The 21,093-nt window shown below is 70.4% G+C and carries 22 protein-coding genes; 11 read left to right on the top strand and 11 right to left on the bottom strand.

Annotation, left to right across the window (positions count from 1 at the left end):
• Nucleotides 1-22: 22 nt before the first annotated feature.
• The 4 genes from ACQPWZ_RS08070 to ACQPWZ_RS08055 all read right to left on the bottom strand — a co-directional run bounded on the left by ACQPWZ_RS08070 (nucleotide 23) and on the right by ACQPWZ_RS08055 (nucleotide 2,908).
• Nucleotides 23-811, bottom strand: a complete 789-nt coding sequence (locus tag ACQPWZ_RS08070) for an SURF1 family cytochrome oxidase biogenesis protein (RefSeq protein WP_340472387.1) — start codon at nucleotides 809-811, stop codon at nucleotides 23-25.
• Between the two features lie 71 nt (nucleotides 812-882).
• Entirely contained in the window at nucleotides 883-1,116 is a 234-nt protein-coding gene (locus ACQPWZ_RS08065; RefSeq protein WP_266991763.1) for a hypothetical protein, read from the bottom strand.
• A gap of 53 nt (nucleotides 1,117-1,169) precedes the next feature.
• On the bottom strand, nucleotides 1,170-2,159 hold the full coding sequence (locus tag ACQPWZ_RS08060; RefSeq protein ID WP_340472386.1) for a DEDDh family exonuclease: 990 nt from the start codon (nucleotides 2,157-2,159) through the stop codon (nucleotides 1,170-1,172).
• A 101-nt stretch (nucleotides 2,160-2,260) separates the two neighbouring features.
• Nucleotides 2,261-2,908, bottom strand: a complete 648-nt coding sequence (locus tag ACQPWZ_RS08055; protein ID WP_356699548.1) for a TetR/AcrR family transcriptional regulator — start codon at nucleotides 2,906-2,908, stop codon at nucleotides 2,261-2,263.
• 120 nt (nucleotides 2,909-3,028) lie between these two features.
• Between ACQPWZ_RS08055 and ACQPWZ_RS08050 the strand changes: the two genes are divergently transcribed.
• From ACQPWZ_RS08050 to ACQPWZ_RS08020, 7 genes are all read left to right on the top strand, one after another.
• Entirely contained in the window at nucleotides 3,029-3,829 is an 801-nt protein-coding gene (locus ACQPWZ_RS08050; RefSeq protein ID WP_433570979.1) for an acetoacetate decarboxylase family protein, read from the top strand.
• Nucleotides 3,826-4,710, top strand: a complete 885-nt coding sequence (locus ACQPWZ_RS08045; RefSeq protein ID WP_433570978.1) for an SDR family NAD(P)-dependent oxidoreductase — start codon at nucleotides 3,826-3,828, stop codon at nucleotides 4,708-4,710. The genes ACQPWZ_RS08050 and ACQPWZ_RS08045 overlap by 4 nt, the downstream gene beginning before the upstream one ends.
• A gap of 9 nt (nucleotides 4,711-4,719) precedes the next feature.
• Entirely contained in the window at nucleotides 4,720-6,006 is a 1,287-nt protein-coding gene (locus ACQPWZ_RS08040) for an amidohydrolase family protein (RefSeq protein WP_433570977.1), read from the top strand.
• Nucleotides 6,003-7,232: an amidohydrolase family protein gene (locus tag ACQPWZ_RS08035; RefSeq protein WP_433570976.1), complete on the top strand. Its 1,230-nt coding sequence runs from the start codon at nucleotides 6,003-6,005 to the stop codon at nucleotides 7,230-7,232. The genes ACQPWZ_RS08040 and ACQPWZ_RS08035 overlap by 4 nt, the downstream gene beginning before the upstream one ends.
• Nucleotides 7,233-7,256: 24 nt before the next feature.
• A complete protein-coding gene (locus tag ACQPWZ_RS08030) occupies nucleotides 7,257-7,979 on the top strand; it encodes a VIT1/CCC1 transporter family protein (RefSeq protein WP_356699553.1) in 723 nt (240 codons plus the stop codon).
• 131 nt (nucleotides 7,980-8,110) lie between these two features.
• Complete coding sequence (locus ACQPWZ_RS08025) at nucleotides 8,111-8,995, top strand: sterol desaturase family protein (RefSeq protein WP_340472379.1); 885 nt, start codon at nucleotides 8,111-8,113, stop codon at nucleotides 8,993-8,995.
• Between the two features lie 96 nt (nucleotides 8,996-9,091).
• Nucleotides 9,092-10,132: a zinc-dependent alcohol dehydrogenase family protein gene (locus ACQPWZ_RS08020; protein WP_433570975.1), complete on the top strand. Its 1,041-nt coding sequence runs from the start codon at nucleotides 9,092-9,094 to the stop codon at nucleotides 10,130-10,132.
• A 94-nt stretch (nucleotides 10,133-10,226) separates the two neighbouring features.
• Here ACQPWZ_RS08020 and ACQPWZ_RS08015 read toward each other — a convergent pair whose 3' ends face one another.
• Both ACQPWZ_RS08015 and ACQPWZ_RS08010 read right to left on the bottom strand, forming a co-directional pair.
• Entirely contained in the window at nucleotides 10,227-11,759 is a 1,533-nt protein-coding gene (locus ACQPWZ_RS08015; RefSeq protein WP_340472377.1) for a S8 family peptidase, read from the bottom strand.
• A 71-nt stretch (nucleotides 11,760-11,830) separates the two neighbouring features.
• Complete coding sequence (locus tag ACQPWZ_RS08010) at nucleotides 11,831-11,983, bottom strand: hypothetical protein (protein WP_340472376.1); 153 nt, start codon at nucleotides 11,981-11,983, stop codon at nucleotides 11,831-11,833.
• A gap of 31 nt (nucleotides 11,984-12,014) precedes the next feature.
• Here ACQPWZ_RS08010 and ACQPWZ_RS08005 point away from each other — a divergent pair, with 31 nt between their 5' ends.
• From ACQPWZ_RS08005 to moaA, 3 genes are all read left to right on the top strand, one after another.
• Nucleotides 12,015-12,380 carry a DUF485 domain-containing protein gene (locus tag ACQPWZ_RS08005; protein ID WP_327684947.1) on the top strand — a complete coding sequence of 122 codons (366 nt, stop codon included), beginning with the start codon at nucleotides 12,015-12,017 and terminating at the stop codon, nucleotides 12,378-12,380.
• A complete protein-coding gene (locus ACQPWZ_RS08000; RefSeq protein ID WP_356699561.1) occupies nucleotides 12,377-13,999 on the top strand; it encodes a solute symporter family protein in 1,623 nt (540 codons plus the stop codon). The genes ACQPWZ_RS08005 and ACQPWZ_RS08000 overlap by 4 nt, the downstream gene beginning before the upstream one ends.
• A gap of 191 nt (nucleotides 14,000-14,190) precedes the next feature.
• Complete coding sequence (moaA, locus tag ACQPWZ_RS07995; protein ID WP_433570974.1) at nucleotides 14,191-15,180, top strand: GTP 3',8-cyclase MoaA; 990 nt, start codon at nucleotides 14,191-14,193, stop codon at nucleotides 15,178-15,180.
• A 3-nt stretch (nucleotides 15,181-15,183) separates the two neighbouring features.
• Here moaA and ACQPWZ_RS07990 read toward each other — a convergent pair whose 3' ends face one another.
• Nucleotides 15,184-15,432, bottom strand: coding sequence for a hypothetical protein (locus tag ACQPWZ_RS07990; RefSeq protein WP_356699657.1), 249 nt, complete (start codon nucleotides 15,430-15,432; stop codon nucleotides 15,184-15,186).
• 176 nt (nucleotides 15,433-15,608) lie between these two features.
• Nucleotides 15,609-15,995, bottom strand: a complete 387-nt coding sequence (locus ACQPWZ_RS07985) for a DUF3099 domain-containing protein (protein ID WP_340472373.1) — start codon at nucleotides 15,993-15,995, stop codon at nucleotides 15,609-15,611.
• Between the two features lie 214 nt (nucleotides 15,996-16,209).
• Between ACQPWZ_RS07985 and ACQPWZ_RS07980 the strand changes: the two genes are divergently transcribed.
• Nucleotides 16,210-16,488 (top strand): GlsB/YeaQ/YmgE family stress response membrane protein, encoded by a 279-nt coding sequence (locus ACQPWZ_RS07980; protein WP_313947134.1) that lies wholly within the window; start codon nucleotides 16,210-16,212, stop codon nucleotides 16,486-16,488.
• 66 nt (nucleotides 16,489-16,554) lie between these two features.
• On the opposite strand, the gene tyrS is transcribed toward ACQPWZ_RS07980, so the two are convergent.
• The 3 genes from tyrS to ACQPWZ_RS07965 form a co-directional block, all read right to left on the bottom strand.
• On the bottom strand, nucleotides 16,555-17,823 hold the full coding sequence (tyrS, locus tag ACQPWZ_RS07975; protein ID WP_356699566.1) for a tyrosine--tRNA ligase: 1,269 nt from the start codon (nucleotides 17,821-17,823) through the stop codon (nucleotides 16,555-16,557).
• A 53-nt stretch (nucleotides 17,824-17,876) separates the two neighbouring features.
• Complete coding sequence (locus ACQPWZ_RS07970; protein ID WP_433570973.1) at nucleotides 17,877-19,274, bottom strand: metallopeptidase TldD-related protein; 1,398 nt, start codon at nucleotides 19,272-19,274, stop codon at nucleotides 17,877-17,879.
• Between the two features lie 171 nt (nucleotides 19,275-19,445).
• On the bottom strand, nucleotides 19,446-21,008 hold the full coding sequence (locus ACQPWZ_RS07965; protein WP_433570972.1) for a TldD/PmbA family protein: 1,563 nt from the start codon (nucleotides 21,006-21,008) through the stop codon (nucleotides 19,446-19,448).
• Nucleotides 21,009-21,093 lie beyond the last annotated feature (85 nt).

Raw genomic sequence — 21,093 nt, 5'->3', positions numbered from 1 at the left:
TATGGCCCTCCCCGAGGGACCGTCAGACGTTCGCGGGCGCCGGCTCCGGCGTGCTCCGTGCCGCCGCGGTCTGCCGGTCCCGCTTCTCCCTGCGGACGAGAATCACCCAGCCGACGGGTACCCCCGCGGCGAACAGCCACCACTGGACGGCGTACGCCATGTGCGTGCCGATCGACTCGTGGTCGGGTTCGGCGATCGGTTCGGGGCTGCTCCCGGCCGGCTCGGGCGCCGACTGCTCCAGATAGCCGCCGAGCACCGGCCTGCCCAGCGCCTTCGCCTGCTGCGCGCTGTTGATCAGCATGATCTGGCGCGGCGGCAGACCGGCGAGGTCCTTGATGCCGCTGTCCTTCGTCGTCTCGTCCGCCTTGAGCCGGCCGGTGATCGTCACCGTGCCCCTGGCGGCCGGCGGGACGGTCGGGAAGGCCTGCTGGTCGGCCGCGGTGGGGATCCAGCCGCGGTTGACGAGGACGGCCCGGCCGTCGGCGAGCACCAGAGGGGTGAGGACGTGGAAGCCGACCCGCTCGTCGGCATTCGTGCGGCGGCGGACGACGACCTCGTGCGCGGTGTCGTACGTGCCGGTGGCGGTGACGCGGCGCCAGTAGTCCGCGCGCGGAACGGTGTGCCCGGGGGAGGTGAGCGCGGTCACCGGGACCGGCTTCGCCTCCAGGTTCCGGGCGATCAGCGCGTTCTGCTCGACCCGCCGTTCATGGCGGTGCAACTGCCAGAAACCCAGCTCGACCATCGTGGGGATGAGAACGAGGCCGATGAGGGTGAGGATCACCCACTGCCGGGACAACAGGAAGCGGTACACGGCTTCGACCGTACCCGCTGCGGCGCGGCGCCCGGACGGTGGGTCCCCGTCCGGGCCGGCTCCGCCGGACCTCACACCTTGTCGACGATGCCCACCTGTCCCTCCGCCCGGGCGCAGTGCCCGCCGCAGTACCAGTGGCCCTCGACCTCGACGCCCTGGCCGATGATCTGGACCCGGCAGTGCTCACAGATGGGCGCCATGCGGTGAATGGCGCAGGAGAAGCAGTCGAAGACGTGCACCGCGCCCTGCGCGTGCACCTCGAAGGACATGCCGTAGTCGTTTCCGCAAACCTCGCAACGTGCCATGCGCCACAGGGTGCGGGGCACGGTCGCCGAAGCGTGGGCGGCACGCCCGGTCATCACCCGTCTGCCGGGTCCACATCCCGCAGCAACTGGGTGAACGCTGCCTCGTCGATCACCGGGGTGCCGTACGCCTTCGCCTTGACGGTCTTGGAGGTGGCCGAGTCCGGGTCGTTGCTCACCAGCAGACTGGTGAGCCGGGAGACGCTGGTGGCGATGTGGAGTCCCGCCTCGATCGCCCGGTCCTCCAGCAGTTCGCGCTCCACGGAGGTGTCGCCCGAGAACGCCACCCGCATACCCTGCTTGAGCGGCTTGTCCGCTTCGTACCGCCCGGGGTTGGGGTAGGGGCAGGCCGGGCGCCGCCGCGCGGGACGCCATGTGCCCCGCCCGTAGGGCGACTGTCCGTACGACGGCTGATGGCCGACGCGCGGGGTGACGGGGGAGTCCGACCACTCGGTCAGCGGACGGCATTCGAGCAGCGGCAGCCGCACCCCGTCCCGCGCCGCGGTGTGCAGACTCGGCCGGAACGCCTCGGCCAGCACCCGCGCGTCGTCGAGCGCATGGTGCGCCCGCTGCTGCACGACCCCGAAGTGCGCGGCGAGCGATGCCAGCTTGTGGTTGGGCAGCGGCAGCCGGAGCTCCTTGGCCAGGGCGATGGTGCACAGCCGCTGGCGGGTGGGCGCCGTCTCCCGCGCGCGGGCGTACTCCCGCGCGATCATCGACCAGTCGAAGATGGCGTTGTGCGCGACGAGCACCCGGCCGTCGAGCCGTTCGGAGAAGTCGGCGGCGATGTCCCCGAACAGCGGGGCGCCTTCGAGGACATCGCTCGTCAGTCCGTGGATCCACACCGGTCCCGGGTCACGCTCGGGGTTGACCAGGGTGTACCAGTGGTCCTCGACTTCGCCCCGGGCGTCGAGGCGGTACACGGCAGCGGAGATTATCCGGTCGTCGCGGGCGAGTCCGGTGGTCTCCACGTCGACGACCGCGTATCCCCGGGGATACGCGGCCGGCCACGGTGCCGCTGTCGAGATGTCGTCGAGCATGGTCACAGAGAATACGGGCCGGGACTGACAACACCTGCCCGGGCGTCACCTGACCGTGTACCAGCGGACGGCGCACCGGCCGGCGCCGGTCGCCCGGACGGGAGGCCCTAGTTCGGGTCCGCCTCGCGGGTCCGCGCCGGCGGCTCGAGGAGCGCGCTCACCAACGCCCGTACCGACGTCTCGAACAGCTTCTCCGGGTCCGCCGGCCGCGAGAGCGCCCTCGCCAGCGCCGGGTCGTGCTCCGCGGTCCGGGTGTCCCACAGCTCCCCGCGGGCGGGGGACTGCACGGGCGCGCGGTCGCGGTTGCGCTCGACGAGGACGAAGCCGACGACCTGGTACTGCACGGAGCGCACCACCTCCGCGGCCCGGGCACCGCGCAGCCCGGCCGCGTGCACCTCGTGGACGAGGGCCTGCTGCGCGGGCAGGAACATCCGGTCCGTGAGGCCGCGTTCATGCACCATCGCGATCAGATGGGGCCGCTCGCGCAGTTCGCGGTGAAGGCGGCGGGCGACGGAGACGATGCGCTGCGCGGGGGTGCGGCCGGCGGGCCGGATCGCTCCCATCTCGTGCACCGTCCGCTCGACCAGCGCGTCCAGAAGGGACTCGCGATTGCCCACGTGCCAGTAGATCGAGGTGACGGCGGTGCCGAGCTCGGCGGCGAGCTTGCGCATGGTGAGGGCCTGCGGGCCGAGCTGCCGGACGAGGGCGGCCGCCGCGTCGAGAACGTCGTCACGGGTTAGGGCGGTACGGGTCATGGTGCCCTCAATTCTCGTGCCTGCACGGCTCTTTACCCTTCATCGGCTCCGGTGTAACTGTGTTACAGCCCGCTCTGCGGCGGACCCCCGGAAAGGCACTCCCAGGAAGGGCGGTACGACATGACACGCGTACGGTACGGCGCGCGCTCGGCAGCGGAGATCTCCGCTGCCCGCGCGGCAGGAACCAAGCTCCCCGACATCTGGTCGACGGGTGTCGTCGCGGTGTGGGAGAGCGATCCGGACGCGGTGGCCGCCGTACTGCCGCCACCGCTGATGCCGGCCGAACGGCCGCTCGTACGAGCCGCCGTCAGCCGTGTGCAACTGCCCGGCTATCCGCTCGGCGCCGGTTCGGTCGCGGTCTCGGCCCTGCACGACGGACGGGAGGGCTGGTACCCGCTGGTCATGCCGATGACCCACGAACGCGCGCTGATCGGCGGCCGCGAGGTGTTCGGAGAGCCGAAGAAGCTGGGCGACGTCACCCTGGAGCGGGACGGACTCGTCGTCCGGGCCGCGCTCGCCCGGCACGGCATCGCCTTCGTGGAGGTGCGCGGCGCCGTCGCCGGACCGCTCCCGCTGCCGGAGCCGGCCGAGAAGCTCGACTTCTACTTCAAGTTCCTGCCCGCCGTGGACGGTTCGGGTTTCGACGCCGACCCCGTCCTCGTGCACTGCGTCCGCCACGAGAAGGTCCGCCGACTGGAGCGGCTCACCGGCGACGTGGTGCTCCGCGAGTCCATGTACGACCCCGTCGCCGACCTCCCCGTACGCCGCGTCGTCGAGCTGACCATCGGCGAGAAGACCAGCGACCAGAAGGGCACCGTCGCCGGGCGGGTGAGCGCGCGGGAGTTCCTGCCCTACCTCCACCAGCGCTACGACGACCCGCAGCAGATCCTGGACGGCCCGCCCGCAGGGAGCGTCCAGTGAAGCTCACCGAGGGACAGGTCGCCGTGGTCACCGGGGCCGCCAGTGGCATCGGACGCGCGATGGCACGGCGGTTCGCCGCCGAGGGCCTCGCGGTGGTCCTCGCCGACGTCGAGGAGAGCGCCCTGCGCGAGGCCGCCGACGAACTCACCGGCGACGGCGCGAAGGTGCTTGCCCGGGTCGTCGACGTCGCCGACCGCGACGCGGTGTTCGCGCTCGCCGACGCCGCCTACGAAGCCTTCGGCGCCGTGCATGTGCTCTGCAACAACGCCGGGGTCGGATCGGGCGCCGAGGGACGGATGTGGGAGCACGAGCCCAACGACTGGAAGTGGGCCTTCGCCGTCAACGTCTGGGGTGTCTTCCACGGCATCCAGGCCTTCGTGCCGCGGATGATCGCGAGCGGCCAGCCCGGCCACGTCGTCAACACCTCCTCCGGCGACGGGGGCATCGCCCCGCTGCCGACCGCTTCCGTCTACGCCGTCACCAAGGCGGCCGTCGTCACCATGACCGAGTCGCTGTACGCCCATCTGAAGGCGGAGAACGCCCGCGTCGGCGCCTCCGTCCTCTTCCCGGGCCCCCACATGCTCCGTACCGGACTGTGGGAGTCGCACCGCAACAGGCCCTCGCGCTATGCGAAGGAACGGCCCCGCAGGACCCCGTACCGCACCCTCGGCCAGTGGGAGGCGGCGATGAAGGAGGCCGGGCAGGACGTGGCCTTCACCCCGGTCGAGGACGTCGCCGCGTTCGTCGTCGAGGGCATCCGTGCCGGCCGTTTCTGGATGCTGCCGCCGGGCGAGCACAGCGACCGGCAGATCCGCGCCCGGTCGGCGTCGATGCTCGACCGGACCGACCCCTCCTACCTCGAGCGCTTCATCCTGGATTGAGGACGTGTCATGACGGACCGGAACGACCCGTACCTGATCATCTCCTCCGACTGCCACGCCGGACTGCCGACGGAGCGGTACCGGCCCTATCTGGACGCCCGGTTCCACCGCGCGTTCGACGAGTTCCTCGCGGGCCGGGACGCCCGGCGTGAGGAGATGACACGCCTCGGCGTGCGCAACGAGGACTTCGCCGCCCGGTGGTTCAGCGACAACGAGGAGGGCCTGAAGGGGGGTTGGGACTCGGATCAGCGCATCAAGGAACTCGACGGCGACGGAATCGCCGCCGAAGTGGTCTTCCCCGACGCGGACGCTGTCGACAGCGGCACCGCCGCGCCCTTCGGTGTCGGGCTCGGTCTCCGCGGCGACCAGGACCCGGACCTCGGGATGGCCGGGGCCCAGGCCCACAACCGGTGGCTCGCCGAGTTCGTCGGCGAACACCCCGAACGGCACTGCGGGGTGGCGCTGCTGCCCGTCACGGGCGAGGTCGGGCGCGTCGTCGCCGAGATCCACCGGGCCAGGGAGTCGGGCCTCGGCGCCCTGATGATCCCCTCGATGTGGATGGACAAGGCCCCCTACCACGACCGGCGGTACGACCCGGTCTGGGCGGCCGCCGAGGAGACGGGCATGCCCCTGGTCACCCACTCCGGCGCGGCACCGCGCCACGAGTACGGCGACCACCTCGGCATCTATGTCTCCGAGGTCACCTGGTGGCCGGCCCGCCCGCTGTGGTTCCTGCTCTGGTCCGGAGTCTTCGAACGCCACCCGGGGCTGCGGTTCGGCGTCGCCGAGTCCGGCTGCTGGTGGCTGCCGAACCTGCTGTGGTTCATGGACCGGCTCTACCTCGGGGCGCACGGCGGCAAGAAGCTCTCCCCGTTCGCCGAACTGCGGCGCCCGCCCAGCGAGTACCTCGACCGGCAGGTCTTCGTCTGCGCCACCAACACCAAGCGCCGCGAACTCGCGCAGCGGTACGAGATCGGCGTCGACAACATCCTGTGGGGCAGCGACTTCCCGCACCCCGAGGGCACCTGGCCGAAGACCCGCGAGTGGCTGAGGAACACCTTCCACGACATCCCCGTCGCGGAGACCCGCCGGATGCTGGGTCTGGCCGCCGCCGAGGTCTTCGGCTTCGACACCGCGAAACTGGAGCCTGTTGCCCGGCGTATCGGCCCCACCCCGGCAGAGCTCGGCCAGTTGGCCGACCAGCAGGCCGTGGAGGCCTCCTGGGCCGCGTCGCGCGAGGCCGGCCGGCACTGGCTGACCGGCCAGGACTTCCCCGTCCTGGGGGTGCGGGGATGAGCGCCCGCCGCTACACCGTCATCTCCGCCGACTGCCACGCGGGCGCCGATCTCCTGGACTACCGGCCGTACTTGGAGAAGCGCCACCACGACGACTTCGACGCCTGGGCCGCCACCTACGTCAATCCGTACGAGGACCTGCTCGCCGACACGGCCGACCGCAACTGGAACTCGGCGCGCAGGCTCACGGAACTGGAGGCGGACGGCATCGTCGCCGAGGTCGTCTACCCGAACACCATCCCGCCGTTCTTCCCCAGCGCCTCGCTGATGGCCCCGGCGCCCACCCGCGAGGAGTACGAACGACGCTGGGCCGGACTGCGCGCCCACAACCGCTGGCTCGCCGACTTCTGCGCCGAGGCCCCCGGACGCCGCGCCGGGGTCGCGCAGATCCTGCTGAACGACCCCGACGAGGCGGTGCGGGAGATCCGCCGCACCCGGCAGGCCGGTCTCACCGGCGGGATCCTGCTGCCCGGCACCCCGCCGGGCTCCGGACTGCCGGAGCTGTACTCGCAGACGTACGACCCGATCTGGGCGGTCTGCGACGAACTCGGCGTACCCGTCAACCATCACGGTGGATCGGCGTCCCCGCCGCTGGGCGAGGAACCGGCGGCCCGGGCGGTCTTCATGGTGGAGACGACCTGGTTCTCGCACCGGGCGCTGTGGCATCTGATCTTCGGCGGTGCCTTCCGCCGTCACCCGGGCCTCACCCTGGTGCTGACCGAGCAGGGCTCCGGCTGGATCCCGGGCGTGCTCGACATGCTCGACTACTACCACGGGAGGCTGGTCGCGGCGGCGGCCCGGACGGCGACGGCCGAGTCCAAGTTCGGCGCCGGGCTCGCCGCCGCGATGGGCCGGGGGCCGAGCGAGGTCTGGCGGGACAACTGCTTCGTCGGAGCCAGCTTCATGCGTCCCCACGAGGTGCCGCTGCGTGACCGGATCGGCCTCGACAAGATCATGTGGGGCTGCGACTACCCGCACGACGAAGGCACCACCCCCTACTCCCGCGAAGGCCTCCGCATCGCCTACGCGGGTCTGCCGCCCGAGGAGATCGCCGCGATGGCCGGGGGGAACGCCGCCCGGGTCTACGGCTTCGACCTCGGCCTGCTCGACCCGATCGCGGCGGGCGTCGGTCCGACGGTGGAGGAGATCGCCCGGCCGCTGGACGACGTCCCGCAGGGCGCCACCAGCCCCGCGTTCGCCCGGGGCGGGTCGGTGCGTGTGTGGTGACACCCGCGGTGGGAACCTCCCGGCATGAGTGGAGCGCCTCCCCGAACGCCGCATGACGAGCCCCACGGCCGAGCACTCGGCGCGCGGCTGAACTGGCTGCGGGCCGCGGTGCTCGGCGCCAACGACGGCATCGTCTCCACCGCCGGTCTCGTGGTGGGCGTCGCGGGTGCCACGTCCGACCGCGACGCCCTGCTGACCGCGGGCCTCGCCGGCCTGCTCGCCGGTTCGATGTCCATGGCCACCGGCGAGTACGTCTCCGTGTCCACCCAGCGGGACTCGGAGAAGGCGGCACTGACCCTGGAGAAGCGGGAACTGCGCGAGCAGCCGGACGCCGAACTCGAGGAACTGACCGGCCTGCTGACGGACCGGGGGCTGTCACGGGAGGTGGCCCGCGAGGCGGCCGTCCAGCTCACCGAGCGCGACGCGCTGCGCGCCCACGCGAGTGTGGAGCTCGGCATCGACCCGGACGATCTGGCCGACCCCTGGCGCGCGGCCCTCGCGAGCCTGCTCGCCTTCACGACCGGCGCGCTGCTGCCCCTGCTGGCGATCGTGCTGCCTCCGGATCAGCTCCGGCTGCCGGTGACCGTCGTCTCGGTCCTCCTGGCCCTCACGTTCACCGGCTGGTGGAGCGCCCGCCTCGGAGACGCCCCCGCCGGCCGGGCGGTGGTGCGCAACGTCGGCGGGGGAGCGGTGGCGATGGCGGTGACGTACGGAGCCGGATCACTGCTGGGCGCGGTGGGGGCCTGACGGGCGGTCCGCCGACGGGCCCGTCTGCCGGGATGCCCCGGGTATGCACACAGTCTGCTGACATCCCGTCTCGCATACTTGTCGGTAACACCATCTAGCCGTGCCCCTCACCGTGCCTCTACCGTGCACGCATGCCGCACCTGCCCGATGTCGTGCTGTGGTCGATACCCGCCTTCGTGCTGCTCACCGTCCTGGAGATGGTCAGCTACCGACTCCACCCCGACGACGACGCCGCCGGATACGAGTCCAAGGACGCCGCGACCAGTCTGGGGATGGGGCTCGGCAGCCTCGCCTTCGACTTCTTCTGGAAGATCCCGATCCTGGCGATCTACACGCTGGTGTACGAACTGACCCCGGCCCGTGTGCCCGTCCTGTGGTGGACCGTGCCGCTGATGCTGCTCGCCCAGGACTTCTTCTACTACTTCAACCACCGCGGGCACCACGTGGTCCGCATCCTGTGGGCCTGCCACGTGGTCCACCACTCCAGCCGGAAGTTCAACCTCAGCACGGCCCTGCGCCAGCCCTGGACGAGCCTGACCGTCTGGCCGTTCTATCTGCCGCTCGTCGCCTGCGGAGTGCATCCGGCCGCGCTCGCCTTCTGCTCGTCCGCCAGCCTGGTCTACCAGTTCTGGATCCACACGGAGCGGATCGACAAGCTGCCGCGGCCCTTCGAGTACGTCCTGAACACGCCCTCGCACCACCGGGTGCACCACGCCTCGCAGGGCGGCTACCTGGACCGCAACTTCGGCGGCATCCTCATCGTGTGGGACCGGCTCTTCGGCTCCTTCGCGCCGGAGACCGAGCGGCCCGTCTTCGGGCTCACCAAGAACATCGACACCTACAACCCGCTGCGGGTGGCCACCCATGAGTACGCGGCCATCGCCCGCGACGTACGGGCGGCGGCCACCTGGCGGGAGCGGGCCGGGCGGGTGTTCCGCGGACCCGGCTGGCAGCCGGCCGGCAGGGGAACCACCGCGTCGGAGACACCGGCACCGGCCCCGGAGAAGGTCGCCTGACGCGCACACCCCGGCCGGCGTCTCGGGGCCGTTCCCGCGGGCGTACCGTGAAGTCGGACGATCGTCCGATCCGACTGATCAGCAAGGACCCGCAGCATGCGCGCCACCGTCATCCACGCCCCGCACGACATCCGCGTGGAGGAGGTGCCCGATCCCGTGGTCCAGCAGCCCACCGACGTGGTCCTGCGAGTGCTGCGGGCCTGTATCTGCGGCAGCGACCTGTGGGCCTACCGCGGTGAGAGCGCCCGGCAGCCGGGGCAGCGCATCGGGCACGAGTTCCTCGGCGTCGTCGAGGAAGCGGGCGCCGAGGTCACCGGATTGAGGCCCGGCGATCTGGTCGTCGCGCCCTTCGTCTGGTCCGACGGCATCTGCGAGTACTGCGCAGCCGGCCTCCAGACCTCCTGCCCCCGAGGCGGCTTCTGGGGCTCCGTCGGCTCCGACGGCGGCCAGGGCGAGGCGGTCCGGGTGCCGTTCGCCGACGGGACCCTCGTCAAGCTTCCCCCCGAGGCCGCGTCCGACGACCGGCTGCTGACGGCGCTGCTCGCGCTGTCCGACGTCCTCGGCACCGGCCACCACGCCGCTGTCGGCGCCGGCGTGACCCGGGGCACCACGGTCGCCGTCGTGGGCGACGGCGCGGTCGGGCTCTGCGGTGTGCTGGCCGCCAAGCGGCTCGGTGCCGAGCGGATCATCGCGCTGGGCCGTCACGAAGCCCGCACCGACATCGCCCGTACCTTCGGCGCCACCGATGTCGTCGCCGAGCGCGGTGACGCGGCCGTCGAGGCCGTCCGCGAGCTGACCGGCGGCGGTGCCCACGCCGTGATCGAGGCCGTCGGTACCGAGCAGTCGATGCGTACGGCCGTCGGGATCACCCGCGACGGCGGCGCGATCGGCTATGTCGGCGTGCCGCACGGCAGCGGCACCGGCCTGGACCTGAGCGTGATGTTCGACCGCAACATCTCGCTGCGCGGTGGGGTCGCACCCGTGCGCGCCTACATCCCCGAGCTGCTGCCGGACGTCCTGGACGGCTCCGTCGACCCGTCGCCGGTCTTCGACCTGTCGGTCGGGCTCGACGGCGTTCCGGCCGGCTACCGGGCGATGGACGAGCGCACGGCGCTGAAGGTCCTCGTCAAGCCCTGACCCAGGGCCTGTCGTTGGGATCCTGCCGGAGAGACGACGAGACATACGGAGGGGCCGGACGCGGTGATCGCGTCCGGCCCCTCCTGCGGTGCGATTACCGGCGAACCGCGTCCAGGGCGTCGGCGACGCCCGTTCCGTAGAAGCCGTTGTCCCGCTTGCTGCCGACGCAGACCGCGTCGACGGTGCCGTTGCCGTCGATGTCGTACGGGTTCGTGCAGGCCGTGTCGTCGGCCTGCCCGTACAGCATCGCCTTCACGGCGGCCGCCGAAGCGTTCAGGTGCTTCGACTTGATGAGCGCGACGACGCCCGCGACGTGCGGCGAGGCCATCGACGTACCGGCCTTGTAGCCGTAGCCGCCGTTCGGCAGCGTCGACAGGATGCGGCCGTCGACGGCCGGAGCCTCGGGCTTCTGGTAGATCGTCGAGTCGCCGCCGGGGGCGGAGATGTCGATCACGCCGTTGCCGTAGTTGGAGTACGAGGCCTTCAGGTTCTTCGCACCGAGCGCGGAGACCGTGACGACCCCCGGGATCTGCGTGGGAATGTCCAGGCACTCACTCGGGTCGATGACGCGCGTGCCCGGGGTCGTGTCGTTCGGGCTCGTGGTGTCCGTGAGCTCGTCCGCCGCCAGGTCCATCCGCGAGTTGCCGGCCGCGGCGACGTTCACCGCGCCCTTGCGCTCGGCGTACTTGATGGCGCGCGCGTGGGCGTCGATCAGCGCCTTCTGGTCCGCGTCATTCTTGCAGTTGAACAGCCACGGGTCGGTGTAGTAGCTGTTGTTGGTCACGTCGACGCCGTGCTCGGCCGCCCACACGAAGCCGCAGACGACGGCCTCCGTGTAGAAGAAGCCCTCGGTGGTCGACACCTTGATGCCGGAGACCTTGACGCCCGGCGCGACACCGGTGACGCCGACGCCGTTCTTGGCCGCGGCTATCGTGCCCGCGACGTGTGTGCCGTGGTCGCTCTCGTTCGCGGCGGGCCGCCACGAACCGGGAGTCGTGTCGGGCTTGCCGGTGACACAGTTCGCCGAGGCGCGCGTGTCGAAGTTGGGCGCGAGGTCGGGGTGGGTGTCGTCCACGCCCGTGTCGATGACCGCGACCGTGACCTTCTTGCTGCCGAGCGACTTCTTGTGGGCCTGGTCGGCCTTGATGGCGGGCAGGTCCCACTGGAGCGGCTCGAGCGGGTCCTGGTCCGCGCCGGCCTTCGTGGCGGCGGCCTTGGCCTCGGCCGCGGTGAGCGGACGCTCCGACTCGATGGCCGTGTCGGTCGCGGCGGCGAGCGGCGCGGTACGCGTGGCACCGGCCGAGTCGACACCCCTGACCTTGCGGATCGTCTTGGCGAAGTCCGGGTTCTGCGAGTGGACGACAATGACGCCTATCTGGTCGTAGGCGATCACCACCGAGCCGCCGGCCTTGGCTATGGCCTTCTTCACCGACTTGGCGGTGCTGTGACCGCTCTTGACGTTCACCACGTACGACAGCTTCGGACCGTCGGTCGCCACCACCGCGGGCGTCTCGTCCGCCGGGGCTGCCGAGGCGGCTCCCGCGGGAAGGAAGCCGAGCGAGGCCGTGAGCGCCAGACCTGCGGGCAGGGCAATGGCGCGCCGCCGTCTGGATCCCAGATGAGCCATGGGTTCTCCACATCATCCGTGTCAACCGCCCAGACACCCGGTGCGCATGGGCGGGTACATGACCAGCGAAGCTATCGCCGATCTTGATCCTCATCAATGTGTTCGAGAAGAAAACCAAGAAGAAAAAGGCTGATGTTGAACCGGCCCGGCGTGCTCTCCGTGCCGTTGTCAGGGAGTGGAGCAACATCAAACCGTTCCCTGACAGCACGTTCTTTCTTGTCCATCCCCACCGCACCCGCTTCGCGAGGAGATTCCGTGGCATCCGATGCACCGCCGCCGAAGGGCGGTTCGGACGGCAGTCCCGCCCAGCCCACGACAGAGCAGTTCGTCGAGGTGCAGGAGAGTCCGGAATTCGGCGAACTGCGCCGCACCTACCGCTCCTTCGCCTTCCCCCTGACCATTGCCTTCATCAGCTGGTACCTGCTGTACGTGCTGCTCTCGAACTACGCGGGCGGCTTCATGGGCACCAAGCTCTTCGGCAACATCAACGTGGCCTTCGTCTTCGGCCTCGCCCAGTTCGCCACGACGTTCCTCATCGCCTGGCTCTACTCGCGTTTTGCCGCGGCGAAGCTCGACCCGAAGGGTGAGGCGATCAAGTCCCGTATGGAGGCAGAGCTGTGAGCAACACCCTCCAGCTGGCGGCGGACAGCGCGACCACCGAGCACCGGCCGCTGATCATCACTTTGTTCGCGCTCTTCGTGGTGGCGACCCTGGGCATCACCGTCTGGGCCGGCCGGCAGACCAAGAGTGCCTCCGACTTCTACGCGGGCGGCCGTCAGTTCACCGGTTTCCAGAACGGTCTGGCCATTTCCGGCGACTACATGTCGGCGGCCTCGTTCCTCGGTATCGCGGGTGCCATCGCCCTCTTCGGCTACGACGGCTTCCTGTACTCCATCGGCTTCCTGGTGGCCTGGCTGGTCGCGCTGCTGCTGGTCGCGGAACCGCTGCGCAACTCCGGCCGCTACACGATGGGCGACGTCCTCGCCTACCGGATGCGCCAGCGTCCGGTCCGTACCGCGGCGGGCACCTCCACCATCGTCGTCTCGATCTTCTATCTGCTCGCGCAGATGGCCGGCGCCGGTGTGCTCGTCTCCCTGCTGCTCGGCATCACCAGCGACGCCGGCAAGGTCGCGATCGTCGCCCTCGTCGGTCTGCTGATGATCGTGTACGTCACCATCGGCGGTATGAAGGGCACCACCTGGGTGCAGATGGTCAAGGCTGTCCTGCTCATCGCGGGCACCCTGCTCATCACCTTCCTGGTGCTGCTGAAGTTCAACTTCAACATCTCCGACCTGCTCGGCACCGCGGCCGAGAAGAGCGGCAAGGGCTCGGCGTTCCTGGAGCCCGGACTCAAGTACGGCGTGACCGAGACCTCGAAGCTGGACTTCATCTCCCTCGGCATCGCGCTCGTCCTCGGCACCGCCGGACTGCCGCACATCCTCATCCGCTTCTACACCGTCCCGACGGCCAAGGCCGCCCGTAAGTCGGTCATCTGGGCCATCGGCATCATCGGTGGCTTCTACCTGATGACCATCGCGCTCGGCTTCGGAGCGGCGGCACTCGTCGGGCCGGAGGAAATCACCGCGTCCAACAAGGCGGGCAACACGGCGGCGCCGCTGCTCGCCCTGCACATCGGCGGCGTCGATTCCGCCGGCGGCGCCATCCTGCTCGCGGTGATCTCCGCGGTCGCCTTCGCCACCATCCTCGCCGTGGTCGCGGGACTGACGCTCGCCTCGTCCTCGTCCTTCGCGCACGACATCTACGCCAACGTCATCCGCAAGGGACAGGCCACCGAGAAGGAGGAGGTCCGCGCGGCCCGCTGGGCGACGGTCGCCATCGGTGTCGTCTCCATCGGCCTCGGTGCGCTCGCCCGCGACCTCAACGTCGCCGGACTCGTCGCCCTCGCGTTCGCGGTCGCCGCGTCGGCGAACCTGCCCACGATCCTCTACAGCCTGTTCTGGAAGAGGTTCACCACCCAGGGCGCCCTGTGGTCCATCTACGGCGGTCTGACCGCCTCCGTGGTCCTGGTGCTCTTCTCGCCGGTCGTCTCCGGCAAGCCCACGTCGATGTTCAAGAACCTCGACTTCTACTGGTTCCCGCTGGAGAACCCCGGGCTCGTGTCCATCCCGCTGGGCTTCCTGCTCGGCTGGATCGGCTCGCTGCTCTCCAAGGAGGAGCCCGACAAGGGCAAGTACGCGGAGCTGGAGGTCAAGTCCCTCACCGGCACCGGAGCCCACTGATCCGGTTCTCCTGCGGACGGTTGTACGGGTCCACAGCGCGGCCGCGTCGTAGAGTCCTACGACGCGGCCGCGTCGTACCTCGTGACAATCGGGCCCCTACCGATGTCACAGGCCTGACGTAGGCTCGACAACAGAGAGATCCGCACAACAGATCCAGACAGATCCGTTCCGTTCCGGGGAGGGGGCCCACAGTGCTCATCGACACTTTTGACCGTGTGGCTACGGACCTGCGCGTTTCCCTGACCGACCGGTGCAATCTGCGATGCACCTACTGCATGCCCGAAGAGGGACTGCAGTGGCTGGCCAAGCCCGATCTGCTCAGCGACGACGAGATCGTCCGCCTCATCCGTATCGCCGTGACCACCCTCGGTATCACCGAGGTCAGGTTCACGGGCGGCGAGCCGCTGCTGCGGCCCGGCCTGGTCGGGATCGTGGAGCGCTGCGCGGCCCTGGAGCCCCGCCCCCGGATGTCGCTGACCACCAACGGCATCGGACTCAAGCGCACGGCGGCCGCGCTCAAGGCCGCGGGCCTGGACCGCGTCAACGTCTCGCTGGACACCCTGCGCCCCGACGTCTTCAAGACACTGACCCGCCGCGACCGGCACCGCGACGTCCTCGACGGCCTGGAGGCCGCCCGGGACGCGGGCCTGACCCCGGTCAAGGTGAACACGGTGCTCATGCCGGGCCTCAACGACGACGAGGCACCCGACCTCCTCGCCTGGGCCGTGGAGCACGACTACGAACTGCGCTTCATCGAGCAGATGCCGCTGGACGCCCAGCACGGCTGGAAGCGCGACGGCATGATCACCGCCGGTGACATCCTGGAGTCCCTGCGCACCCGCTTCACGCTCACCGCCGAGGACGACGGCGAGCGTGGCTCGGCGCCCGCGGAGCGCTGGCTGGTGGACGGCGGACCGCATCGCGTCGGCGTCATCGCCTCCGTCACCCGCCCCTTCTGCAGCGCCTGCGACCGCACCCGGCTCACCGCCGACGGCCAGGTCCGCACCTGTCTGTTCGCCCGTGAGGAGACGGACCTGCGGGCCGCCCTGCGCTCGGACGCGCCCGACGAGGAGGTCGCCCGGCTGTGGCGGCTGGCCATGTGGGGCAAGAAGGCCGGCTCGGGTCTCGACGACCCCTCGTTCCTCCAGCCCGACCGCCCCATGTCGGCGATCGGCGGCTGAGCCTCAGCGCTCGCCGGCCGCTCCGGCGTCCCTCTCCCACTCCTCGAGCGTCACGACATCCTTGAGGAAGCCGCGCAGGTCGAGGAAGTGGGACAGATGCTCACGGTGCTCGTCGCACGCGAGCCAGGTCTTACGGCGCTCCGGTGTGTGCAGCTTCGGGTTGTTCCACGCCAGCACCCACACCGCTGCCGTACGGCAGCCCTTGGCGGAACAGATCGGGGTCTCGTCACTCACCGGATCATTGTCCCCCATCATGCCCACCACAAAGGCGACGCCGAGCAGCCACGGGGGGAGCTGCCCGGCGTCGGTCCGTCGCTCCGACGGGGGATGCGGAGCGCGTACGAAGTATGTCACGGGTAACGGGGTGCGAGGCACCGGAACTTCATGATTGATCTGAGCTTTTCCTGAGCTTGGCAAGCCCGGGGAATTCAGCTCCGTTCGCGCTCCGGAGTCTCTTTCGCAAAGGGCCCCGCGCCGGCCTCGGATTCCGCCGAGGCACTCGTCGAGGAGGTTGTCGCGGGAGGCGGGAGCATCGGCCGCGACGGTGTGGGCACGTACGTCGACGGCATCGAAGGGGCGTTCTCCCGGCCCGCGTTGGCGATCACGACGGCCACATAGGGCAGGAGGATGCCGAGCACGAGGGCCACGATCGCCACATGACGTTCCACATTCCACAAGGTGGCGGCGAGAATCACGGAAATGGTCCGTACCGACATCGAGATCACATAACGCCGCTGCCGTCCGCGGACATCGTCGGCGAGACCCTGCCGGGCCCCGGTGATCCGGAAGACCTCTGCGTTCGTCTGCTTCCGCATCACGATCACCACCCGATTTCCCTGCCGGACGCTCCCTGGTCCTGACCAGGTCCACGGTACGCCGCCGTTCCGCCGGTTACGAGAGGGGGTCGGGTGGACGCGCGCGGGCCGTGACGGGGCCGTGGCACGGATGGCGCCGCCCGACATGCGCGGTATGTCCGATGGGCCGAGACTGGCGGCGTACCTGCTCGCAGAGCCTGACAAGGAGGCAGCCATGGGCTGGTTGTGGGCCATCATCGTCGGATTCGTGCTGGGCCTGATCGCCAAGGCGATCATCCCGGGCAAGCAGCACAGCCCGCTCTGGCTGACCACCATTTTCGGCATCATCGGCGCCCTGATCGGCAACGCCCTGGCGCGTGCCTTCGGCATCGCGGCCACCCCGGGCATCGACTGGGGCCGGCACGCGCTCCAGTTGGGAGCGGCGATCGTGATCGTCTTCCTCGGTGACATGGCGTACACCTCGGTACGCGGCAGCAAGAAGGAACGCGCCTGACCCGGAACGGGTCCCTCGGTACCTCGATCGCCGGCCGGGCTGCGGACAGCCCGGCCGGCGGCCGTGTCAGGCCGTGGCCACCTCGACGGCGGCGAGGTTCTTCTTGCCGCGGCGCAGGACGAGCCAGCGGCCGTGCAGCAGATCCTCCTGGCCGGGGACCGCGTCCTCGGCCGTGACCTTGGCGTTGTTCACGTAGGCCCCGCCCTCCTTCACGGTGCGGCGGGCGGCCGACTTGCTGGGGACGAGACCGACCTCGGCGAACAGATCGACGACCGGCGCCAGCGCGGCGACCCGGGCGTGCGGCAGCTCCGACAGAGCGGCACGCAGCGTCGGCTCGTCGAGCTCGGACAGATCGCCCTGTCCGAACAGCGCCTTGGAGGCGTTGACGACGGCGGCACACTCGTCGGCTCCGTGCACCAGCGTGGTCAGCTCCTCCGCGAGCGCGCGCTGGGCCGCGCGCGCCTGCGGACGCTCCTCCGTCAGCTTCTCCAGCTCCTCGATCTCCTCGTGGGACCGGAAGCTGAAGATCCGCAGGAACGTGGAGACATCACGGTCGTCCGCGTTCAGCCAGAACTGGTAGAAGGCGTACGGCGTGGTCCGCTCCGGGTCCAGCCAGACGGTGCCGGACTCCGTCTTGCCGAACTTGGTGCCGTCCGCCTTGGTGATCAGCGGGGTGGCCAGCGCGTGCACCACGGCCTGCGGCTCGACCCGGTGGATCAGATCCGTACCCGCGGTGAGGTTGCCCCACTGGTCGCTGCCGCCGGTCTGCAGCGTGCAGCCGTACCGCCGGTTCAGCTCCAGGAAGTCCATGCCCTGAAGGATCTGGTAGCTGAACTCGGTGTAGCTGATGCCCGCGTCCGAGTTCAGCCGCCGGGCGACCGCCTCCTTCGCGATCATCTTGTTGACCCGGAAGTACTTGCCCACGTCCCGCAGGAAGTCGATCGCCGACAGACCCGACGTCCAGTCCAGGTTGTTGACCATGGTCGCGGCGTACGGACCGTCGAAGTCGAGGAAGCGCTCGATCTGCGCCCGCAGCCGGTCCACCCAGCCCGCGACGACCTCCGGCGCGTTCAGCGTGCGCTCCGAGTTCGGCTTGGGGTCGCCGATCAGACCCGTCGCCCCGCCGACCAGACCCAGCGGGCGGTTCCCCGCCAGCTGGATCCGGCGCATCGTGAGGATCTGGACCAGATTGCCCAGATGCAGGCTGGGCGCGGTCGGGTCGAAGCCGCAATAGAACGTGACGGGACCGTCCGCGAACGCCTTGCGCAATGCGTCCTCGTCAGTGGACAGGGCGATCAGCCCGCGCCACTGCAGCTCGTCGACGATGTCCGTCACTTCTCTCGCGTCTCCTTCGGTGAGTGCGTCTGTCCCTACAGACGCCTCCGAGGTTATACGCCCTGGCTGACCGAACTCATATTGAAATCGGGGACCCGGAGCGCGGGCATCGCGGCCCGGGTGAACCAGTCGCCCCACTCGCGCGGCAGCGTCTTCTCCGTCCGGCCCGCCTCCGTCGTCCGCGAGAGCAGATCGACCGGCGACTCGTTGAAACGGAAGTTGTTCACCTCGCCGACCACCTCGCCGTTCTCGACGAGATAGACGCCGTCCCTGGTCAGCCCCGTGAGCAGCAGCGTCGCCGGGTCGACCTCACGGATGTACCACAGACAGGTCAGCAGCAGTCCGCGGGCGGTCGCCGCGACCATCTCGTCCAGCGACCGCTCGCCGCCGCCGTCGAGGATCAGGTTCCCGACGCCGGGCGCCACCGGCAGGCCCGTCAGGGCGGCACTGTGCCGCGTGGTCACCAGACGCTCCAGCTTGCCGTCGCGCACCCACTCCGTCGCCGGCAGCGGCAGACCGTTGTCGAAGACCGAGGCGTCGTCCCCCGAGGCGTGCGCGATCACGAACGGCGCCGACTCCAGGCCCGCCGCGTTCGGGTCGCTGCGCAGCGTCAGCGGGAGGGGGGAGAGCGTCTCGCCGACGCGGGTGCCGCCGCCGGGCTTGGAGAAGACCGTACGGCCCTCGGCCGCGTCCCGGGCCGTCGACGACCACAGCTGGTAGATCAGCAGGTCGGCCACCGCGGTGGGTGGCAGCAGGGTCTCGTAGCGCCCCGCGGGCAGCTCGATCCGGCGCTCGGCCCAGCCGAGGCGCTGTGCCAGCTCCTCGTCCATGGCCGCCGGGTCCACGTCCTTGAAGTCGCGCGTGGAACGGCCGGCCCACGCGGAGCGCGAGCGGTCCGGGGACTTGGCGTTGAGCTCCAGCGTGCCGTTCGGCTGGTCGTGCCGCAGCCGCAGACCGCTGGAGGTGCCGACATAGGTGCTGGTCAGCTCGTGATTCGCGAATCCGTACAGCTCCCGACCGCCGGCCCGGGCGCGGGCGAACGCCTCGCCCAGCGCGGGCGCGAAGTCCCCGAAGACGGCCGACGAGGTCTCCACGGGAGCGTCGGTGAAGTCGGGCGACGCTTCGACCCCGGAGACCAGCGGCTGGGCGTCCTCGGCCGGACCGGACGTGCGGGCGGCCTCCTCGGCGGCCCGGACGAGGGGTTCCAGGTCCTCGGCGGTGACGGCGGAGCGGGAGACGACACCGGAGGCGGTGCCTTCCTTGCCGTCGACGGTGGCGATCACCGTGAGGGTGCGGCCGCGGGTGACGCCGTTGGTGGTGAGGGCGTTGCCGGCCCACCGCAGATTGGCGGAGGACTGCTCGTCGGCGATGACGACGCAGCCGTCGGCGGTGGACAGCGCGAGAGCGCGCTCGACGATCTCGTGGGGCTTGGTGTGGCGATTCGTCGACATCAGCGTCCGGCCTCCTGCGTGGTGTTGAGACTGTGCGTGCCCGGGGTACGACGCCCAGGTCCCCGGCGGATCGTGTCGCGCCCGCTCATCGCCGGGCCTCCTGCGTCGTGTTCAGACTGTGCCTGCCCGGGGGACGACCCCCGGACCCCCGGCGGATCGTGCCGCGCCCGCTCATCGCCCCGCCTCCTGCGTCGTGTTCAGGATGTTCACACCGCGGAACAGGGCCGAGGGGCAGCCGTGGGAGACCGCGGCGACCTGGCCCGGCTGGGCCTTGCCGCAGTTGAAGGCGCCGCCCAGCACATACGTCTGCGGGCCGCCGACCTGCTCCATCGAGCCCCAGAACTCCGTCGTCGTCGCCTGGTAGGCGACATCGCGCAGCTGACCGGCCAGCCGGCCGTTCTCGATACGGAAGAACCGCTGACCCGTGAACTGGAAGTTGTAGCGCTGCATGTCGATCGACCACGAGCGGTCGCCCACGACATAGATCCCGCGCTCCACCCCGCCGATCAGATCCTCCGTCGACAGCCCGCCGGCCGCCGGCTGGAGCGAGACGTTCGCCATCCGCTGGACCGGCACATGCGCGGGGGAGTCCGCGTACGCACAGCCGTTGGAACGGCCGAGGTCCGTCAACTTCGCGATCCGGCGGTCCAGTTGGTAGCCCACCAGGGTGCCGTCCCTGACCAGGTCCCACGACTGCGCCTGTACGCCCTCGTCGTCGTACCCGATGGTGGCGAGTCCGTGCTCGGCGGTGCGGTCACCGGTCACGTTCATCACCGACGAGCCGTACGCCAGCTTGCCCAGCTTGTCGAAGGTGGCGAAGGAGGTCCCCGCGTACGCCGCCTCGTAGCCGAGCGCACGGTCCAGCTCGGTGGCGTGGCCGATCGACTCGTGGATGGTGAGCCAGAGGTTCGAGGGGTCCACCACGAGGTCGTAGCGGCCGCCCTGCACGCTGGGGGCGCGCATCTTCTCCGCGAGCAGTTCCGGGATCTGCTCCAGCTCGGAGTCCCAGTCCCAGCCCGTGCCGGTCAGATACTCCCAGCCGCGCCCCACGGGCGGCGCGATGGTCCGCATCGAGTCGAACTCACCGGTCGTCTCGTCCACCGCGACCGCGGTGAGCTGCGGATGCAGCCGCACCCGCTGCTGCGTGGTGACCGTGCCCGCGGTGTCGGCGTAGAACTTGTTCTCGTGCACGGTGAGCAGCGAGGCGTCCACGTGCGCCACGCCGTCCGCCCGCAGCAGGCGCCCGCTCCACTCGGCGAGCAGCGCCGTCTTCTCCTCGTCCGGTACCTCGAAGGGGTTGATCTCGTACGCCGAGATCCATGTCTTCTCCGCGTGCACCGGCTCGTCCGCCAGTTCCACACGCTCGTCGGAGCCGGCCGCCGCGATCACCCGCGCCGACAGCTTCGCCATCGCGACCGCCTGGCCCGCGACCCGGGCGGCCCCGTCCATGGTCATGTCGACGCCCGAGGCGAAGCCCCAGGCGCCGCCGTGCACCACCCGCACCGCGTACCCGAGGTCCGTGGTGTCCGATGAGCCGGCCGGCTTGGCGTCGCGCAGCCGCCACGCCGCGCTGCGTACGCGCTCGAAGCGGAAGTCGGCGTGGTCGGCGCCGAGCGCCCGCGCCCTGGCGAGCGCCGCGTCGGCGAGCGCCCGCAGCGGCAGTGCCGTGAAGGCTTCGTCGATGGTATGAGGCACGAAATGTCTCCTGTCGTCGAGACGGGTCGCCCCGATCATGTCGCGCCGGGGTGGCCGTTGCCCAGCGCCTTTCTGTAGGGACCCGACAGTGACTCGAACGAGGCGCTGTCAGGGCCCGATTCTC

It is taken from the genome of Streptomyces sp. CA-251247 (genome assembly GCF_050952975.1).
In the GTDB taxonomy this organism is placed as follows: domain Bacteria; phylum Actinomycetota; class Actinomycetes; order Streptomycetales; family Streptomycetaceae; genus Streptomyces; species Streptomyces achmelvichensis.
Note: the sequence above shows the minus strand (reverse complement) of the source record. Positions and strands in the feature narration are given on the sequence as shown.

Coding starts and splice junctions, on each gene's coding strand:
- ACQPWZ_RS08065 (WP_266991763.1), bottom strand. CDS start 1,116: ATGGCACGTTGCGAGGTTTGCGGAAACGACTACGGCATGTCCTTCGAG.
- ACQPWZ_RS08055 (WP_356699548.1), bottom strand. CDS start 2,908: ATGACCCGTACCGCCCTAACCCGTGACGACGTTCTCGACGCGGCGGCC.
- ACQPWZ_RS08050 (WP_433570979.1), top strand. CDS start 3,029: ATGACACGCGTACGGTACGGCGCGCGCTCGGCAGCGGAGATCTCCGCT.
- ACQPWZ_RS08040 (WP_433570977.1), top strand. CDS start 4,720: ATGACGGACCGGAACGACCCGTACCTGATCATCTCCTCCGACTGCCAC.
- ACQPWZ_RS08035 (WP_433570976.1), top strand. CDS start 6,003: ATGAGCGCCCGCCGCTACACCGTCATCTCCGCCGACTGCCACGCGGGC.
- ACQPWZ_RS08030 (WP_356699553.1), top strand. CDS start 7,257: ATGAGTGGAGCGCCTCCCCGAACGCCGCATGACGAGCCCCACGGCCGA.
- ACQPWZ_RS08025 (WP_340472379.1), top strand. CDS start 8,111: ATGCCGCACCTGCCCGATGTCGTGCTGTGGTCGATACCCGCCTTCGTG.
- ACQPWZ_RS08020 (WP_433570975.1), top strand. CDS start 9,092: ATGCGCGCCACCGTCATCCACGCCCCGCACGACATCCGCGTGGAGGAG.
- ACQPWZ_RS08015 (WP_340472377.1), bottom strand. CDS start 11,759: ATGGCTCATCTGGGATCCAGACGGCGGCGCGCCATTGCCCTGCCCGCA.
- ACQPWZ_RS08010 (WP_340472376.1), bottom strand. CDS start 11,983: ATGGACAAGAAAGAACGTGCTGTCAGGGAACGGTTTGATGTTGCTCCA.
- ACQPWZ_RS07990 (WP_356699657.1), bottom strand. CDS start 15,432: ATGGGGGACAATGATCCGGTGAGTGACGAGACCCCGATCTGTTCCGCC.
- ACQPWZ_RS07985 (WP_340472373.1), bottom strand. CDS start 15,995: ATGCGGAAGCAGACGAACGCAGAGGTCTTCCGGATCACCGGGGCCCGG.
- ACQPWZ_RS07980 (WP_313947134.1), top strand. CDS start 16,210: ATGGGCTGGTTGTGGGCCATCATCGTCGGATTCGTGCTGGGCCTGATC.
- ACQPWZ_RS07970 (WP_433570973.1), bottom strand. CDS start 19,274: ATGTCGACGAATCGCCACACCAAGCCCCACGAGATCGTCGAGCGCGCT.
- ACQPWZ_RS07965 (WP_433570972.1), bottom strand. CDS start 21,008: ATGATCGGGGCGACCCGTCTCGACGACAGGAGACATTTCGTGCCTCAT.